Source organism: Streptococcus infantarius subsp. infantarius ATCC BAA-102 (genome assembly GCF_000154985.1).
Taxonomy (GTDB): Bacteria; Bacillota; Bacilli; order Lactobacillales; family Streptococcaceae; genus Streptococcus; species Streptococcus infantarius.
The window spans coordinates 80801-97492 of record NZ_DS572692.1; the positions used below are offsets into that span (position 1 = coordinate 80801).

General features: G+C 37.4%; 19 protein-coding genes and 2 pseudogenes. All 21 read left to right on the plus strand.

The annotated features are described in order from the left end of the window. The first annotated feature begins 37 nt into the window (after window positions 1–37). The 21 genes and pseudogenes from STRINF_RS10915 to STRINF_RS10325 all read left to right on the plus strand — a co-directional run bounded on the left by STRINF_RS10915 (window position 38) and on the right by STRINF_RS10325 (window position 16605). Window positions 38–244, plus strand: coding sequence for a DUF7695 domain-containing protein (locus STRINF_RS10915; protein ID WP_423646230.1), 207 nt, complete (start codon window positions 38–40; stop codon window positions 242–244). Window positions 245–287: 43 nt separating this feature from the next. After that, the gene (locus tag STRINF_RS05670) at window positions 288–773 is read left to right on the plus strand and encodes an NUDIX hydrolase (protein WP_006532091.1); all 486 of its coding nucleotides are present in this window, start codon (window positions 288–290) and stop codon (window positions 771–773) included. Window positions 774–922: 149 nt separating this feature from the next. Further along, window positions 923–1237 carry a hypothetical protein gene (locus STRINF_RS05675; protein ID WP_043878366.1) on the plus strand — a complete coding sequence of 105 codons (315 nt, stop codon included), beginning with the start codon at window positions 923–925 and terminating at the stop codon, window positions 1235–1237. Then, on the plus strand, window positions 1179–1796 hold the full coding sequence (locus STRINF_RS05680) for a hypothetical protein (protein WP_223903564.1): 618 nt from the start codon (window positions 1179–1181) through the stop codon (window positions 1794–1796). Before STRINF_RS05675 ends, STRINF_RS05680 begins: the two co-directional genes overlap by 59 nt. 146 nt (window positions 1797–1942) lie before the next feature. Continuing rightward, on the plus strand, window positions 1943–2170 hold the full coding sequence (locus STRINF_RS05685; RefSeq protein WP_006532094.1) for a hypothetical protein: 228 nt from the start codon (window positions 1943–1945) through the stop codon (window positions 2168–2170). A 27-nt stretch (window positions 2171–2197) separates the two neighbouring features. Next, complete coding sequence (locus STRINF_RS05690) at window positions 2198–2590, plus strand: alpha/beta fold hydrolase (RefSeq protein ID WP_006532095.1); 393 nt, start codon at window positions 2198–2200, stop codon at window positions 2588–2590. A 45-nt stretch (window positions 2591–2635) separates the two neighbouring features. Further along, the gene (locus STRINF_RS05695; RefSeq protein WP_006532096.1) at window positions 2636–2938 is read left to right on the plus strand and encodes a hypothetical protein; all 303 of its coding nucleotides are present in this window, start codon (window positions 2636–2638) and stop codon (window positions 2936–2938) included. 79 nt (window positions 2939–3017) lie between these two features. Further along, window positions 3018–3389, plus strand: coding sequence for a hypothetical protein (locus STRINF_RS05700; protein WP_043878367.1), 372 nt, complete (start codon window positions 3018–3020; stop codon window positions 3387–3389). 56 nt (window positions 3390–3445) lie between these two features. After that, entirely contained in the window at window positions 3446–3838 is a 393-nt protein-coding gene (locus tag STRINF_RS05705) for a CPBP family glutamic-type intramembrane protease (protein ID WP_006532098.1), read from the plus strand. Window positions 3839–3857: 19 nt separating this feature from the next. Next, window positions 3858–4511 carry a methyltransferase family protein gene (locus tag STRINF_RS05710; RefSeq protein ID WP_006532099.1) on the plus strand — a complete coding sequence of 218 codons (654 nt, stop codon included), beginning with the start codon at window positions 3858–3860 and terminating at the stop codon, window positions 4509–4511. 235 nt (window positions 4512–4746) lie between these two features. After that, a complete protein-coding gene (locus STRINF_RS05715) occupies window positions 4747–5643 on the plus strand; it encodes an Rgg/GadR/MutR family transcriptional regulator (protein ID WP_006532100.1) in 897 nt (298 codons plus the stop codon). Window positions 5644–5696: 53 nt separating this feature from the next. Further along, window positions 5697–10043, plus strand: coding sequence for a glycoside hydrolase family 70 protein (locus tag STRINF_RS05720; protein WP_006532101.1), 4347 nt, complete (start codon window positions 5697–5699; stop codon window positions 10041–10043). Between the two features lie 511 nt (window positions 10044–10554). Then, window positions 10555–10935: a CPBP family intramembrane glutamic endopeptidase gene (locus STRINF_RS10565; RefSeq protein WP_006532103.1), complete on the plus strand. Its 381-nt coding sequence runs from the start codon at window positions 10555–10557 to the stop codon at window positions 10933–10935. A gap of 149 nt (window positions 10936–11084) precedes the next feature. Further along, entirely contained in the window at window positions 11085–12410 is a 1326-nt protein-coding gene (locus STRINF_RS05735; RefSeq protein ID WP_006532104.1) for an MATE family efflux transporter, read from the plus strand. Window positions 12411–12566: 156 nt separating this feature from the next. After that, window positions 12567–13157 (plus strand): annotated as a pseudogene (dhaL, locus tag STRINF_RS10180) (dihydroxyacetone kinase subunit DhaL). Continuing rightward, a pseudogene (gene dhaM / locus STRINF_RS05750) lies at window positions 13150–13526 on the plus strand (dihydroxyacetone kinase phosphoryl donor subunit DhaM). Before dhaL ends, dhaM begins: the two co-directional pseudogenes overlap by 8 nt. A 210-nt stretch (window positions 13527–13736) precedes the next feature. Next, complete coding sequence (locus tag STRINF_RS05755) at window positions 13737–14423, plus strand: LexA family transcriptional regulator (protein WP_006532107.1); 687 nt, start codon at window positions 13737–13739, stop codon at window positions 14421–14423. A 1-nt stretch (window position 14424) separates the two neighbouring features. Continuing rightward, window positions 14425–14628, plus strand: coding sequence for a hypothetical protein (locus STRINF_RS05760; protein WP_006532108.1), 204 nt, complete (start codon window positions 14425–14427; stop codon window positions 14626–14628). Continuing rightward, entirely contained in the window at window positions 14629–16044 is a 1416-nt protein-coding gene (locus tag STRINF_RS05765; protein WP_006532109.1) for a Y-family DNA polymerase, read from the plus strand. A gap of 1 nt (window position 16045) precedes the next feature. Then, a complete protein-coding gene (locus tag STRINF_RS05770; protein ID WP_006532110.1) occupies window positions 16046–16405 on the plus strand; it encodes a hypothetical protein in 360 nt (119 codons plus the stop codon). A 23-nt stretch (window positions 16406–16428) separates the two neighbouring features. Next, on the plus strand, window positions 16429–16605 hold the full coding sequence (locus STRINF_RS10325) for a hypothetical protein (RefSeq protein ID WP_174221227.1): 177 nt from the start codon (window positions 16429–16431) through the stop codon (window positions 16603–16605). Window positions 16606–16692: the final 87 nt, after the last annotated feature.

Consider the following 16692-nt stretch of genomic DNA (forward strand, 5'->3'; position numbering starts at 1 on the left):
TATTGGAGAATAGTATGCGTAAGATAATTAGAATGCCATCCAGTGTAAGCACTGCGGCGATATAATTGAATCAGTGATTGGATATGACTATGTGACTTGCAACTTTTGGGCATGTAGTGTAGATGGAAATTATGACTATCTTCATGGAAATTATTCGTTATTTATGGAGCTTTGGATGAATCTGCGGAAACGTTTTTTATACTTTCCACTGCAGAAAAATTTCTTGTATGATATAATATTTTAGCAATTTTGTATTGTTTATTTTCGCTTTTTAAAGGAGGTTTGAAATGGAACTTTGGGATGCTTATGATGCGCATTTGAATGTTATCGGTGGTCAAGTTTTGGTTCGTGAGAAAAAGATTCCTTGTGGTGTTTTTCATTTAGTTAGTGAAATTATTGTTAAGCATAGTGATGGGACTTATTTATTAACACAAAGAGATCCAAGAAAAAATCTAGGTGGCATGTGGGAAGCGAGCGCAGGTGGCTCAGCTTTGCAAGGCGAAAGTCCTTTAGATTGCGCAAAACGAGAATTACGTGAAGAGACAGGAATCGTGACAGATGATTTTGTTGAAGTAGGGCGCGTCTTACACCAAAGGCATCAAACTTATTATGTCAATTATCTTTGTCATACAGACGTCGATAAGGATAGTATTGTTTTACAAGAAGGTGAAATCTCTGCTTATAAATGGGTGACTTGTGATGAATTGCGTGGCATGTCTCGAGAGGAGCTTGCTACACAACGAATCCAAAATTTTATTGCAGAATTAGGATAAACCTAAATTCAATGTGATGAGCTAACCAGATTTGGTTAGCTTTTTTGTTTTGATTTTGACCTTTCATCACAATAAATTTACCTCTTATCCCAAACTATTGCGAATTAAAAGTAAGTATGTTTTACTATAATCAAAAGGAGGGAAAAGGATTGAAAATCACTATTGATGTAGATGATTCTCTGGAGCAAGATTATATAACCATTCATTGTAAAGAGCTGACAGATGATATTTTAGAACTTCAAAAAAGTTTAGTCAGTAAATCTGTGGGAAGTCTTCGCATCTCAGCTTTTCAGGATGATGTTGAACATTTTTTAGAATTAAAAACAATCATTTTTATGGAATCAGATGGTAATTATATTCTTATTCATACTTCGCAGGACATTTACAAAACCAGGCGAAAATTAGATGAAAATTGCTTTGATAGTCATTTTAGCTTACTTCATCATTGTGAATGGTATCGGTAAAAGAAGTTTTCTTGGTGTGACATTCTCACTTGGTATTATTGCTTGTTTATTCTCTGATTTGCTTGGGATTGGTATGGTATCTCCGTTTATCATCATTTTGGTTTCTATTTTGATTGGAGTTGGTCTTTCTATGATTTTTGGTAAGAAGGCATATGTTCGTCATGATTTTGGAGGCAAGTACATCTATAGTAATGTTTCAGATTCTAAGGAATATTCGGATGCTGACGGGACATTTACAGTAGACAATAGTCTTGGTGAAAGAACAGCTTATATGTCTGTGAATGATTTAAGACATGGTAAAATTGAAAATGCCCTAGGTAGTTTGATTGTTTATCTTAATGGCACAAGTTTAGATGAAGCGGGTGCTACGATTGATATCGATAATGGTCTAGGTAAACTGCAAGTTTACGTTCCAAAAGAATTTAGAGTATCAGTCAATATTGATAATGGTCTCGGTACCGTTAACACTCATGGTAATCCAGCAACAGATGAAACATTGCCATTGTTGAAACTTAACATTGATAATGGTCTCGGTACAACAGATATTTATTTTGAATAGAATATATAGCCTAAAGCCTTAAAGAATTTCTTTGAGGCTTTTTGATTTCTTTCTTGAAATGCATTTTCAGGTAACGTATAATAAAAATGTTTTGAAAATTTAATGAAAATAGTTGTGGCAGCGACACTTAGAATCAGGAGATAACGATGACATATAAGCTATCAAGAATGAAAGTGCTTATTTTAACTTTGTTAATGGCTTTTATGGAGCTCTCAGCCCTACCTGCAGCTTTTTTAGGTCAAGTAACTTTCAAAGATATTAAACCAATGTATTTTACATTGATGTTAAATTTTATTATAGCCTTGATAACGTCACTTGTAGCTTATGTTCTGTTAGGCGTTTATGGCTTATTGCTCTTGAAAAATAAAGATTAAAAAGTTAGTGAAAGAAGTGAATGATACATGTATATCCATAAATTTGGTAATCCTGAACATCCTAAGGTAATCCTCTTAGCACCGATGATGATATCTGGTGAAAATTTATATCATTTGATGAAACCATATTTGAAAGGTGATTATTGCATTATCGCACTCGACCAAGGTGGTCATGGTAAAGCGGGACAGTATTTGAGTGTTGATGATGAATATCGGCAATTGAAAGATTATCTTGTCGAAAAAGGGTATTTTGATATTAAACTGGTTTATGGCGCCTCACTGGGTGTAGCTATTGGATGGCGATTATTTAATGACCAACGTTTCAAAATTGAATACGCTTGGTTTGATGGAGTTGCTTTGAAGAAAAATGCTTGGTTGTTGGAAAATGTCACGCGCCTTCTTTTTAGACAAAAGAAATGAGCACTAAAAAAGTCAGGCGCAGCTGCATCACAATCTCTTGTTAAAATGTATGGCGAGGATTTGGCTAAGTTGATGACGAAAAATTCTGATAGAATTACTAGTCAGGATATCGATGCTAATTGTCACGCTTGTTGCCATTATGATTTACATCTGTTAACAGCAGAACAACAAAGCAAACTTCATTTAGAATATGGCGAGAAAGATTTTGATCTCGGCGTTTCTAAAAAAGCTTTTAAAAAATATCTTCCAGAAGTTGATGTGATTATCCGAAAGGGCTACCCACATTGTGGTTATTTTGCTGGTAATACGGCAGCTTATGTGACAGAATTAGAAGCATTTATAAAATAAAAAAATCTTTTACTCAATTTGGGTAAAGATTTTAAATATGATATGATAACTATAATTAATAATCACTATGAAGAGAATTATGAAAAAAGAAAATACGAAATTAAATAGAGTATGGCTATCATTTTTGATATATTTGCTGTTTTTTTGGCTAGGTAGTCTAATACTTAATCAAAAACAGCTTGTTTGGCTTCTTTTAGAATTTTATGTGCTTGTGATTTCTGGTTTTATCCTTTGGAAATACCATCGTTATTTGCAGCCTAAGCACCTGATTATTTCATGCGGACTTTGTGGCTTGTATACCTTGTCTGAAATGATTCATCCAACACCCTTGTCGATTTTTAATATCATACTTGTCTTTTTATCGGCTTGTGCTGTGATGGCTGTTTTTGCTCAAAAACCAGAAGGAGCACTAAAATGGTTTAAAGGACATTCAAGAAAAGTATTGCAATAAGTGTTAGTATTGGAATACTATGTGGACTCATTTGGGGTGCTATTAATTGTATACTGATGTTGGGAAGTAATGGCCTTCAGCCTTCTAGTATTTTTAAAGCTTTTTTACTTTCTTTAAGCCCAGCTATTATTGAAGAAGTTGCTTATCGAACTGTTTTTTACGCTTTTTGTTTAACCATGATAAGTGGTGAGAAGCTGAATACGAAAGGTCAGGAATTGACAACTTATGCCATGATGACTGTTCCGCATATATTACCGCATACGGTGGAGTGTTTTAACAATGGTTTTCTATCTGGATTGCTGGAATGGCTGATTTCAGTGGTTTTATACATCCTTATTTTTGGACTGATTTTTGCTTTTTTGCAGAGAAAACGAGATATTGTATCAGCTATGATTGCTCACGGTACCGTTGATTTTATTCGCTTTTGTTTATTTGGGTTGCCTATTTGATTTGAATGGGGTGAGATAAATGAGTAAGAAACTTTTTATGCAAGCTATCAGCAAATTTTTCTTTGGCTTTTTGTTTGTTGCTACTTTGTTATTTCTTTCAGCAGGGACTTTGTATTATTGGAACGCTTGGCTTTTGTTAGCGATTCTGTTTATTCCCATGTTTATCTCAGGGCTTGTCATGATGATTTTTAGTCCAGAATTGCTTAAAAAGCGTCTTAATGCCAAAGAAAGTGAAAAAGAGCAGCAGCAGGTCATTAAGTTTAGCGCGCTGATGTTTATCACAGCTTTTTTGACAGCTGGTTTTAGCTTTCGTTTCCATTGGCTGCGCTTATCACCTAATATCAGTTATGTTGCAGCTGTGATATTCTTACTAGCTTATGGTTTATATGCAGAAGTTTTGCGTGAAAATGCCTATCTAGCTCGAACGATTGAGGTTCAAGAAGGGCAAAAAGTGATTGATACAGGATTGTATAGTATTGTTCGCCACCCTATGTATGCTGCAACTTTACTTTTATTCTTAGCGATGGGCCTTGTTCTCGGGAGCCTTGTATCATTTCTCATATTACTTGCTTACTTGCCTCTTATTGTCAAACGTATCCGTAATGAAGAAGTGGTTCTGGTACGTGACTTGCAAGGTTATGAAGTTTATCAAAAAAAGTTCGTTATCGCTTAATTCCTTATATTTAGTAAAGTCATTTCATTTTTTGAAATGGCTTTTTTATTTATTGACTACCTTTTCAATAAAAATAATTTCAATTATCAAATCAATGCTTTGCAATGATGCAAAATTCGAATGATAATTTTAATTTTTCTGAAATTTTCTTGAAAACATACAAAAATGTCTTTTCATAAACCTAAAAATGGAGTAATATAGATAATGTTCTATTTTTTATGGAAAGGGATACATCATGGAAAATAATTTGGGAAAATGCTTTAAGCTTTTGAGAGAATCAAAAGGCTTATCGCAAAAGGAAATAGCTGGGGAGGTTATTTCCATCGCGCAGTTATCACGTTTTGAACGTGGTGTTAGTAATATTAACGCTGATACGCTTTATCAGTGTTTGGAGAATATGAATGTCTCTATTGCAGAATTTCAGTGTGTTTGTAGGAATTACTTACAAAATCAAACACTGCTTTTTCAAGATGAAGTGGCTAAGGCTTACATTGAAAAAAATACACTAACCCTAAAACACTATCTAGTCAAATGTCAGCAACTTGAAGCTTCATCGCCACACCAAAAATTTCACAAACTCAATACAATCATTGTCAAAGCTGTTTTGCAGCAGTGTGACAAGAAAGAAAAGGTCGCAAAAAAGGACGTTCAATTCTTGGTAGATTACCTGTTTTCAGTTGAACAATGGGGACGTTATGAGCTCTGGCTTTTCACTTACAGTGCCTCATTGATGACAAGTAACTTGGTTGAAACTTTCGCTTGTGAAATGATTAACCGCACGCAGTTCTATCAAGAAATTCCTGAGAATCGTCGCTTGGTCAATCAAATGTTGTTTAACGTGATTAACGTTTGTATTGAAAGAAGTCGTTTTTCATTAGCTTTCAAATTGCTTAACTATGCTGATAATTTGAAAAAAGATGAAACCGATTTGTTCATTCGCAATGCGGTCAAGTATTGTCGAGGTTATTACCTACTTAAAACAGGTAATCTATCTGGCCTTCAAACGATGGAAAAATGCGCAGAAATCATGATGTTTCTTGAATGTCATAGCATTGCTCAACAAATGTTGGATAGAATTTCTGATTTAAAACAAGAAACATCACATATGCAAAAAGAATTAACTCATTTGTAATTTTAAGTAAACTATACGTGTAGTCTTTTTATGGAATTTATTTAGGAGGATTTATGGAAAACAAGATTCGCTATAAGCTACACAAAGTTAAAAAACAATGGGTAACCATTGCTGTTACAAGTATGGCATTGGTTGGAGTTGGTGTTGGAGTTGCTTGCTCTACACATGAAGTATCTGCCGACGAAACAAACGTTGTTGCTGTTACAAGAGGAAGTGATACCCCAGCGTCAAGTAGTAGCCAAACACAAACAAGTACTGCTACAGAACAAAGTCAAGAAACAACAACTGAAGCTTCATCAACAGAAGAAACAGTAGTTGCGGAAGACTCACAAAAAACTACAGATGCTACATCTGCTAAAGCTGATGACAAGACTACTGAAACTTCAGCAACTGAAGCATCTGAAGAAACAAAAGCATCATCTGAAGAAACAACTAAACCTTCAGAAGCTACTTCAACAGAAACAAGTGAAACTTCTGAAACTAACCCATCAGAAGAATCACACAAAGCTACTGATGAAGAAGTACGTGATGACAAAACAAACAAAGCTGCTGATTCAGACGCCGAAAAAGCTGCTGTTGACCAATTGAGCTTGGATAACATCAAAAAAATTGATGGAAAATACTACTACATCCAAGAAGATGGTACAGTTAAGAAAAACTTTGCCATCACAGTAAATGGTCAATTGCTTTACTTTGATGCTGAAACAGGTGCATTGTCATCAACATCAACTTACTCATTTACAGAAGGATTGACAGACCTTGTCGATAACTTCTCAAAAAATAACCAAGCTTACGATTCAACAGAAAAAAGCTTTGAATTGGTTGATGGTTATTTAACAGCTAATTCTTGGTATCGCCCTACTAAAGTTTTAGATAATAATGGTGAAAAATGGATAGATTCAACTGAAGAAACTTTCCGTCCATTGGTAATGGCATGGTGGCCTGATGTTGACACACAAGTGAACTACCTTAACCATATGTCTAAATACTTTGGTTTGGATAAAACATATTCTGCAACTGATAAACAATCAACATTAAACGTTGCAGCAGAAGCTATTCAAATTAAAATTGAACAAGAAATCAAACGTCGTGGTGACGTAGCTTGGTTGCGTGATATCATTGCTTCATTTGTATCAACTCAAGACAAATGGAACATAAACTCAGAAGATCGTGACACTGACCACTTGCAAGGTGGTGCCCTTCTTTACGTTAACAGTGATTTGACTGAATGGGCTAATTCAGACTATCGTCTTCTTAACCGCGCACCTACTTACCAAAATGGTCAAACAAACTACCACAAAGCTGACCGTACAGGTGGTTATGACTTCTTACTTGCAAACGACGTTGATAACTCAAACCCAGTTGTTCAAGCAGAACAATTGAACCAACTTTACTACCTTATGAACTGGGGTAAAGTCGTCTTTGGTGACGCTGACGCTAACTTTGATGGTGTTCGTGTCGATGCCGTTGATAACGTGGACGCTGACCTTCTTCAACTTTACACTGATTTGTTTGAAGCAGCTTACGGCGTTAACAAAACAGAAGCACAAGCTCTTGCTCACATTTCTATCCTAGAAGCTTGGAGCTTTAACGACCCTGATTATAACCACGATACAAACGGTGCTGCACTTGCTATCGATAACGGTCTTCGTATGGCTTTCCTTGATGTTTTAACACGTCCAGAAGGTAGCCGATCAAACTTGGAATCATTGATTCATAATGATCTTGGTATGACTGACCGTACCGTAGATAGCGCTTATGGTGATACTATGCCATCATATGCTTTCGTTCGTGCACACGATAGTGAAGTTCAAGGTATCATTGCATCAATCATCGCTGGTCAAATCAATCCTAAAACAGATGGTTTCACATTCACACTTGATGAATTGAAACAAGCTTTCGAAATTTATAACGCTGATATGAACAGCGTTCATAAACAATACACTCATTTCAATATCCCAGCAGCATACGCTTTGCTTTTGACAAATATGGAATCTGTTCCACGTGTTTACTACGGTGACTTGTTCACTGATAATGGTCAATATATGGCAGTTAAATCTCCATACTATGATCAAATCGTTGCTCTTCTTAAATCACGTATTAAATACGCAGCTGGTGGTCAAGCAATGAATGTTCAATACCCTGATGGCGCTAACGGTGGCGTTTTGACATCAGTTCGTTTTGGTAAAGGTATCATGACAGCTGATCAAAAAGTGACTGACGATTCTGTAACAACTTCAGGTATTGTAACAATCATTTCTAATAATCCAAACCTTAAATTGAACAGTTCTGATGTGATTGCTGTACAAGTTGGTATTGCTCACGCAGGTCAATACTACCGTCCATTGCTTTCACCAACTGAAAATGGTTTGCAAGCTTACCTCAACGATTCTGATACAGACATCACTAAATTGGTTGACGAAAACGGATTTATCTACTTCACAGGTGATGAAATCAAAGGCTTCCAAACAGTTGATATGAATGGTTTCCTTACTGTTTGGGTACCAGTTGGTGCATCTGCTGATCAAGATATCCGTGTGAAAGCAAGCACAGAAGCTAAAGAAGCAGGCAAATTAACTTACGAAACTTCAGCAGCTCTTGACTCACAAATTATCTTTGAAGGATTCTCAAACTTCCAAGACTTTGTTAAAGACCCATCACAATACACTAACAAAGTCATTGCTGAAAATGCTGATCTCTTTGCTTCATGGGGTGTCACATTATTTGAATTGGCACCACAATACGTGTCATCAACTGATGGTACATTCCTTGACTCAATCATTCAAAATGGTTATGCCTTCAGCGACCGTTATGACTTGGCAATGAGCAAAAACAATAAATACGGTTCAGCAGAAAACCTTAGAAATGCTATCAAAGCCCTTCACTCTAAAGGTATTCAAGTCATTGCTGACTGGGTTCCAGACCAAATCTACGCTCTTCCAGGTGAAGAAATCGTTACTGCAACACGTGTTAACGACTACGGTGAAGAACGCGAAGGTGCTCAAATTAAGAACAAACCATATGCTGCAAACACTAAAAGTAGTGGTAAAGACTATCAAGCACAATATGGTGGTGAATTCTTAGAATACCTTCAAGAAAAATACCCATCAATCTTTGAACGTGTTATGATTTCTAACGGTAAGAAAATCGATCCATCAACTAAGATTAAAGTTTGGAAAGCTGAATACTTCAACGGAACAAACATCCTTGGTAAAGGTTCAGATTACGTTCTTAACGACCAAGCAACAGGTACTTACTTCACTGTTAATGAAAATGGCGCATTCCTTCCAAAACAAATGACATCAGATTCAGCTCAAACTGGTTTCTACTATGATGGTAAAGGTATGACTTACTACTCAACAAGTGGTTACCAAGCTAAATCTTCATTCGTTCTTTACAACGGAAACCATTACTACTTTGACGAAGATGGTCACATGGTAACTGGTATGCGTGAAATCGACGGTCAAACTTATTACTTCTTGCAAAATGGTATTGAAATTCGTGACGCTATCTATGAAGATGCAGAAGGAAACCAATACTACTTCGGTAAAACAGGTAGCCGTTATGAAGGTGGTCATTACTATGTCTTCAACACAACTGAAACAGTTGATGGTGTTGCCAAAACTGTAACTAACTGGCGCTACTTCGGTAAAGATGGTATCATGGCGCGTGGTCTTGTTAAAATTGGTGAAGATTACCAATATTACGATGAAAATGGGAACCAAGTTAAAGGCCAACTTGTTAAAGACAAAGATGGTAATACACGTTACTTCAAAGGTGACTCAGGTGCAATGGTTGCTTCTGAATTCGCTCTTATCAATGGTGGATGGTATTACTTCAACGAAGATGGTGTAGCTGTTAAAGGTGCTCAAACAATTAACGGTCAACAATTGTACTTCGATGAAAATGGTATCCAAGCAAAAGGTATCTTCGTAACAAACGAAGACGGTACACGTAGTTACTACGATGCCAAATCTGGTGAAAAATTTGTTGGTGACTTCTTCACAACAGGTGATAACCACTGGTATTATGCTGACGAAAATGGTAACTTGGCAACAGGTTCACAAGTTATCCGTGGTCAAAAACTTTACTTTGCTGAAGATGGCCTTCAAGCTAAAGGTATTTTTGTGATAGACGCTGAAGGAAACCGTCACTTTTACGATCCAGATTCAGGTGACCTTGCCACAAATAAATTTATCGGTGACGGTGACAACTGGTATTACTTTGACGAAAATGGTCAAGTGGTAACTGGTGACCAAGAAATCAACGGTCAAGAATTGCATTTCGATGAAAATGGTCTTCAAACTAAAGGCGGATTCGCAACAGACGCTGAAGGGAACAAACATTATTACGATGCAAAAACTGGAGATTTGGAAGATGTAGCTCTTGTAGAAGCATAAGCAGTCATCAAAAAGTATGTTAGTATTTCAATACTAAATGGATTTAAACAAGCAATAACTTCATAATAAAAAGCTATCAAATCTAGTGATGTGCGTGCTAGTATTTGGTAGCTTTTTTATGCTGAAAACTTTAAGTTTCATTAGCATTGGTGTATAGTTTTGGTGAAGGAAGATTCTTTAGTATTTCAATACTAAGATAAGTTAACATCTAAAAAGGAGATTTCAGGCTATGATGAGTGAACAGAAAAAGACTAGTTTTAGAGATTATATTGCTTCAAATGCTATTCCTATTTTGATTGAAGTGGTTTTTATCTTGTCGTGTTTGATTGTCCCGTCAAGCTACCTTATCTACACCAATGCTTTGTTTTACTTTTTGCTTTTGGTTTATTTTCTCATCTCTAAAGACCTTAATTTAAAAGAATGGTTTAGGAGTTTTAAAAGCGGCAGAAAGTACTGGATTCAGGTTTTATTGACGTTTTTATGATTCGTGCTTACCTTTGCTTTGACAAGGATGTTAGAAGGATTTTTTCCAAACTTTGAGATAGGGAGTATCAGTTTAAGAAGAGATAGTTGGCTGACCTTAATCGTATTTGTTATTTCGACCATCTTTTTGCCAGCAGTGACCGAAGAAACATTTCATAGAAAAAATATGATTCGTTTTGCTAGCAAGAAAATAATTGTCCTCACGACCTTTTTTAGTATGTTACTTTATGCTTTGGGACATTCGCTTTCTTTTTGGGGAATTTTCTTGACTATGATTTGGGCATTTCCGTTGAGTTTATCATATATCAAAACTAGAAATATTTACGTTGTTATGACGGCGCATTTTATTGGAAATCTTATCGGCAATAGTAGCGATGTGATAGCTACCTTGATTCATTGGTTATCTTAACTGAAATCTTACAATAGGCACTCTTAGCTGAATTTGGCTGGGGTGCTTTTTTTGGGTTTAAATGACCAAAAAAATTGTGCAGATAGAACACTAGTGATATGCAAGCGTTTGCGATATAATGCACTTAGTAATAATGATGGAGAAAAATTATGGCAAAAAGAGAACATTTCTTGAGAGAAGCAATGACGATTGCAATCCCTGTAGCTTTACAAGCCATGCTGCAGTCATCCTTTTCAATGATTGACCAATTAATGGTTGGGCAGTTTGGAAAGACTGCCATTGCAGCTGTGGAAGTTGGCGGAAAGCCACAGTTTGTCTTTGCCTTTGTTAGCGGAGCGATTGCGACCGTAACAGGTATCATGATTTCTCAATATATGGGAAAAAATGATCAGAAAAAGATTAATACCAGCATGTCAGTTAACCTCTTAGTCATGCTGTGCTTGGCTTTATTTACCATGGGCTTGTGCTTAATCTTCCCTGATGTTTTGGCAGGAATCTTCACTAAGGATACTGAAGTTGTGGTGACGGCTAAGCCCTATATTCAGCTCTTAGCTTGGGTCTATCCTTTATCTGGGGTTGCAACACTTTTAGCGGTTCAGCTGCGTTGCCGAAATTACGCTAAGTATCCGCTCTATATCAGTGCAGTCGCTGCGGTGGTCAATACATGCTTAAATTATCTTTTGATTTTTGGACATTTTGGTTTTCCTGCCATGGGAATCAAGGGGGCAGCGCTAGCTAGCTTAATGTCTCAAGTAGTGAATCTGGCTTTGATGGTTTATTTTTACCATAGAACTTGTCAATTTAGCTTTGATTTGCGGATGAAGGCTTCGGAGATTAGTCAGTATCTCATCATACTAACGCCTATTGTGGTTAATGAGTTGCTTTGGACTTTGGGGCAAAATGTCAATACCTACATTTATGGGCACATGGGAACGAGCGAACTTGCTGGGATGTCTCTAACTGGTCCCATTCAAGGGCTATTTATCGGGGCTTTGTCTGGGTTGTCACAAGCTGCGGGGATTTTAATCGGACGCAGGCTTGGTGAGCATGATTACGAACGAGCTTATCATGATTCGAAACGTTTGTGTTTTTATGGCTTTGTAGGGTCACTCATTTTATCAATCTTCTTAGTTGTAGGTGAAAATCTCTACATTGACTTATATAATGTTGGTCCTGATGTTAGACAAGTCGGGTTACAACTCTTGTTGACTTTTGCGATTTTAGCACCAGTTAAAGTCCAAAATATGATTTTGGGTGGTGGTATTATCCGAAGTGGTGGGAGAACCAAGTACATCATGATTATCGATATTTTGGGTACATGGTGTATTGGTGTGCCTTTAGGGCTCTTTACGGGACTGGTTCTTAAACTTCCAATTGTTTGGGTTTATTTTATTCTATCGCAAGAGGAATTGTTCCGTTTTATGGTATCAGTCTTTATGTTCCGCAGTAGAAAATGGATGAATACCATTAAATAAGCTGTTTTCACCAAAATTGACAAATTGTCAAAAAATAGGCCGTTTTACGACTTTATGTGAGACCTTTTGATTAAAAAGTTTTATAACGAAGAAAAAGGTTTCTATGATAGCGTTTTCTTTTTTGCAGTGTTTAGGATGATAAAAGGAGTGTTTTATATGAAATTAGAGACTGCAAAAAGATGGCTCATCTTGTTCTACGAAAAAATCCAAGAAAATCTAGCTGTTTTAGCTGAACTGGACTCAACGATGGGAGGAGATGGAGACCATGGTGAAAACATGCTACGTGGTATGACAGCTGTTGTCAATACCGTTGAACCAAAGGAATTTGCATCGACATCTGATTTATTTAAGGAGACAGGAATGCTTCTTCTTACAAAAGTCGGTGGCGTATCTGGAACCTGATATGATTCAGCATTTTTAGGAATGGCAAGGGCTGAAGAAGCAGGTGACTAGCTTTACTATGATATCAAAGAAGGCTTGGTCATGATTCAAAGGCTTGGTCGAGCAGAAATCGGTGATAAAACTATGGTTGACGTCTGGGCGCCTGTAGTAGAAGATTTGAAAAATCATCAGCTAACACCAGAGCGTATTGATGAGTATATTCTAAAGACAGCTCTTTTGAGAGCTAAAAAGGGACGTCATGCATATGCTGCAGATGGTTCACTTGGGCTTGTCGATCCTGGTTCGTATTCATCAGGTCTATTGTTTAAAGCATTATTAGAAGCGGAGGAAAATAATTATGTCTAAGAAAACTGGTATTGTTATTGTGTCACACTCAAAAGATATTGCTCAAGGCATTGTAGAATTAATCTCATAAGTTGCGACAGACGTTCCCATTACATTCTCTGGTGGGACTGAAGATGGCAGAATCGGAACAAGTTTCCAACAAATCAAAGAAACAGTCGACAATAATGCCGCAGACACTATATTAGGATTCTTTGATTTTGGCTCTTCAAAGATGAATCTAGAAATGGTTGGGAATTGTCTGAAAAGAACATCCTTATGTGTAAAGTTCCTCTCGTTGAAGGGGCTTATACAGCAGCCTCTTTACTGCAAGTAGGTGTTCCATTTGAGGCTGTCATTGAACAACTTCGTGAAATGGATATCGATAAATAATGATAAAAAATCTAAGCGGGCCTAAGTTCGCTTTTTTTCTGCTAAACATCCAGATTTAATGGAAAAATTGGTAATAATCTTTGCGACTTCATCTACATGTCAAAGTGGACAATGATTCACTTTTTTTATATAATAAAGTCAGTTATATAACTGACTTTTTAAAAACAAATCAGTTTATCTTTACAAAATGCGATAAAAGAGGTGAGTTTGATGTATTTTCCTGAAAAGTTAAAAAATCGTCGTTTGGAGCTTGGTTTGAAGCAGACAGAACTGGCAAAGGAACTTGGTATTTCTAAGCAATCTTATTTTGCTTGGGAAAAAGGTACGGCAAAGCCAACAAAAGCTAACTTGGCTAAGTTAGAAGAACTTTTGCAGGTGTCGCACGGCTATTTTTCTGAGCTTGAAATTGCCACTTTGTACAAGCAATTAACTGACCAGAATCAAGAAAAAGCTTTGACTTATGTTCAAGATTTACTTGAACAGCAGCGCAAGGTGGTTACTATGGTTCAAGAACCACGTTTTGCCTACAAGGTTTACGAACGTTTGTCAGCTGGTATCGGTGCTAATGTCTATGATGATATGGATTACGACACAGTTTATTTTGATAAAGACTTGGCGCATGATTTTGCCTCGTGGATTGATGGGGATTCTATGGAGCCTACTTATCACAATGGCTCTGTGGCTCTCATTCGTGAGACTGGGTTTGACTACGATGGTGCGGTTTATGCAGTCGTTTGGAACTCACAGACTTACATCAAAAAGGTCTATCGTGAGGAAAATGGGCTGCGCTTAGTATCAATCAATAAAGATTACGATGATAAATTTGCGCCATATAGTGAAAATCCACGTATTGTTGGAAAAATTGTCGGCAACTTCATGCCAATCATAGGAGGATAAGATGCATTTAAAAGATATTTTAGATTTGGATTCATATGATTTAGCACTAGATAGCAAGGTCGAAATTTTTGATATGGATGATTTTGCAGATTCTGTCATGCATCAGCGTTTTTCAAAGGTTTATTTACCAGAGGATAAAGAGAGCGAACTCTCACCTTATGCTTTCTTGGTTAATGATTCGATTTTAATCACCATGGAGACTTAGATGGGCTATTTTGATTATTCACGAGAGCCGCGTTCTGATATCGCCTTTGTGGATATGAAGTCCTTTTATGCTAGTGTGGAGTGCGTGGACCGTGGCTTGCATCCTTTGAAAACTTCGCTTTGCGTTATGAGCCGAGCTGAAAATGCCAGTGGCTTGATTTTAGCGTCTTCACCGACATTTAAGAAAGTTTTTGGAACATCAAATGTCAGCCGAGCTTATGATTTGCCGTTTGATGTTCACACGCGCAAGTTTTCTTATTACAATGCCAAACGTCAAGGTTTACCAACCACGCCTGAGTATGTGGCTTTCATTGAAAATTGGGCAAAGGCGACTTGGATAGTACCGCCGCGAATGGACCGCTACATTGAGAAAAATCTAGAGATTCAGCATATCTTTCAAAACTATGGTAGCATCGAAGATATCTTGCCTTACTCTATCGACGAAGGTTTTATCGACTTGACCTCATCGCTGAACTATTTTATCCCAGATAAGACCCTAGGTAAGAAAGAAAAGTTAGATAAGGTTTCTGCTATGATTCAGCGAGAAATTTGGCAAAAAACAGGCATCTACTCAACAGTTGGCATGTCAAATGCCAATCCATTGCTTGCAAAGCTTGCTCTCGATAATGAAGCCAAGCACAATCAGAACATGCGTGCCAATTGGTCTTACGAGGATGTCGAGACTAAGGTTTGGGCGATACCTAAGATGACTGACTTCTGGGGGATTGGCAGCCGTATGGAAAAACGTCTTAATAAGCTTGGCATTTTTACCATCAAAGAACTCGCTAATTTCAATCCCGATATTCTCAAGAAAGAGCTTGGTATCGTGGGGGTTGACCTCTTCTTTCATGCTAACGGCATTGATGAAAGCAACGTTCACCAGCCCTACAAGCCTAAGTCTAAGAGCATTGGCAATTCTCAGGTTTTGCCACGCGATTATCGCAAGAAGGCCGATATCGAGTTAGTTTTTAGGGAAATGGCAGAGCAGGTTGCTATTCGCCTGAGAAGAGCTCACAAGAAGGCGACAAATGTGTCGATTTATATCGGCTTTTCAAAGCAAGAGAAAAAGCACCGCATTCAGGCGCAAATGAAAATCGAGCCTAGCAATAACACCAAGCAACTGACTGAGCACGTTTTAACTCTGCTGCGCAAAAAATATGATTCGGGTGCAGTCAGACATATCGCGGTATCTTATTCAGGCTTAGTCGATGAATCATACACTACGTTTTCTTTATTTGATGACATTGAAAAAATAGAAAAAGAAGAAAGGCTCCAATCAGCTATTGATGCTATTCGTGACCAGTTTGGCTTTACGACTATTCAAAAAGCTAATGCTCTGCAGGAAGCCTCACGCAGTTTAGAGCGCAGCAAATTGGTCGGAGGGCATTCAGCAGGAGGATTGGATGGATTAAGTTAAGATGATTGACCGCAGTTATTTACCATTTCAAGCGGCGCGTGAGCACTACGACAGAGGCATGGAAAAATGGATGGGCTTTTTCTTATCAGAACACACCAGCTCACTAAAAGCTGACAAAACTAAAGAACTCCTACACACCAACCTTACTAAAGACCAAAAAGCCCTTCTCCTAAGCCAACTCTACACCAGCCATCTCACTGGTGTTTGTACAACCGCAAAAGACAAAGACCACAGCCAACAACTAAGGGGCAAAATCACCGACCTCACCCCACACGAAATCACCATCAAAACAAAATCCCAATACCACCTCATCAAAACCAAGGACATCCTAGCCATTGGCGTTGAAGTCGAAGGAGTGTGAGGAAAAGATATAAGGAGACTACAATGACCACAAAGGATGAAGTAAAAAGAATCGTTGATAAATATGACGAAAGCTTTTCTGAGCTGTCTAACAATGGCACCGCAAAAGAATTTAAAACCGTTATGAAATACATTGCTGACCAAGCCAAAAAACGCCAGAGACAGTTAGTGGGATTGGAAGAGGAAGAACAAGAAGACTAAATAAAAATCACCTTACCTGGTTTTATATAGAAGCTGGATAAGGGAATAGTAAAGATAAAAGTATTGATATATGGTATTATATATTGG

Coding starts and splice junctions, on each gene's coding strand:
- STRINF_RS05770 (WP_006532110.1), top strand. CDS start 16,046: ATGATTGACCGCAGTTATTTACCATTTCAAGCGGCGCGTGAGCACTAC.
- STRINF_RS05705 (WP_006532098.1), top strand. CDS start 3,446: ATGTTGGGAAGTAATGGCCTTCAGCCTTCTAGTATTTTTAAAGCTTTT.
- STRINF_RS05765 (WP_006532109.1), top strand. CDS start 14,629: ATGGGCTATTTTGATTATTCACGAGAGCCGCGTTCTGATATCGCCTTT.
- STRINF_RS05695 (WP_006532096.1), top strand. CDS start 2,636: ATGTATGGCGAGGATTTGGCTAAGTTGATGACGAAAAATTCTGATAGA.
- STRINF_RS05680 (WP_223903564.1), top strand. CDS start 1,179: ATGAAAATTGCTTTGATAGTCATTTTAGCTTACTTCATCATTGTGAAT.
- STRINF_RS05720 (WP_006532101.1), top strand. CDS start 5,697: ATGGAAAACAAGATTCGCTATAAGCTACACAAAGTTAAAAAACAATGG.
- STRINF_RS05710 (WP_006532099.1), top strand. CDS start 3,858: ATGAGTAAGAAACTTTTTATGCAAGCTATCAGCAAATTTTTCTTTGGC.
- STRINF_RS05760 (WP_006532108.1), top strand. CDS start 14,425: ATGCATTTAAAAGATATTTTAGATTTGGATTCATATGATTTAGCACTA.
- STRINF_RS05715 (WP_006532100.1), top strand. CDS start 4,747: ATGGAAAATAATTTGGGAAAATGCTTTAAGCTTTTGAGAGAATCAAAA.
- STRINF_RS05690 (WP_006532095.1), top strand. CDS start 2,198: ATGTATATCCATAAATTTGGTAATCCTGAACATCCTAAGGTAATCCTC.
- STRINF_RS05700 (WP_043878367.1), top strand. CDS start 3,018: ATGAAAAAAGAAAATACGAAATTAAATAGAGTATGGCTATCATTTTTG.
- STRINF_RS05685 (WP_006532094.1), top strand. CDS start 1,943: ATGACATATAAGCTATCAAGAATGAAAGTGCTTATTTTAACTTTGTTA.
- STRINF_RS10565 (WP_006532103.1), top strand. CDS start 10,555: ATGTTAGAAGGATTTTTTCCAAACTTTGAGATAGGGAGTATCAGTTTA.
- STRINF_RS05755 (WP_006532107.1), top strand. CDS start 13,737: ATGTATTTTCCTGAAAAGTTAAAAAATCGTCGTTTGGAGCTTGGTTTG.
- STRINF_RS05670 (WP_006532091.1), top strand. CDS start 288: ATGGAACTTTGGGATGCTTATGATGCGCATTTGAATGTTATCGGTGGT.
- STRINF_RS05735 (WP_006532104.1), top strand. CDS start 11,085: ATGGCAAAAAGAGAACATTTCTTGAGAGAAGCAATGACGATTGCAATC.
- STRINF_RS10325 (WP_174221227.1), top strand. CDS start 16,429: ATGACCACAAAGGATGAAGTAAAAAGAATCGTTGATAAATATGACGAA.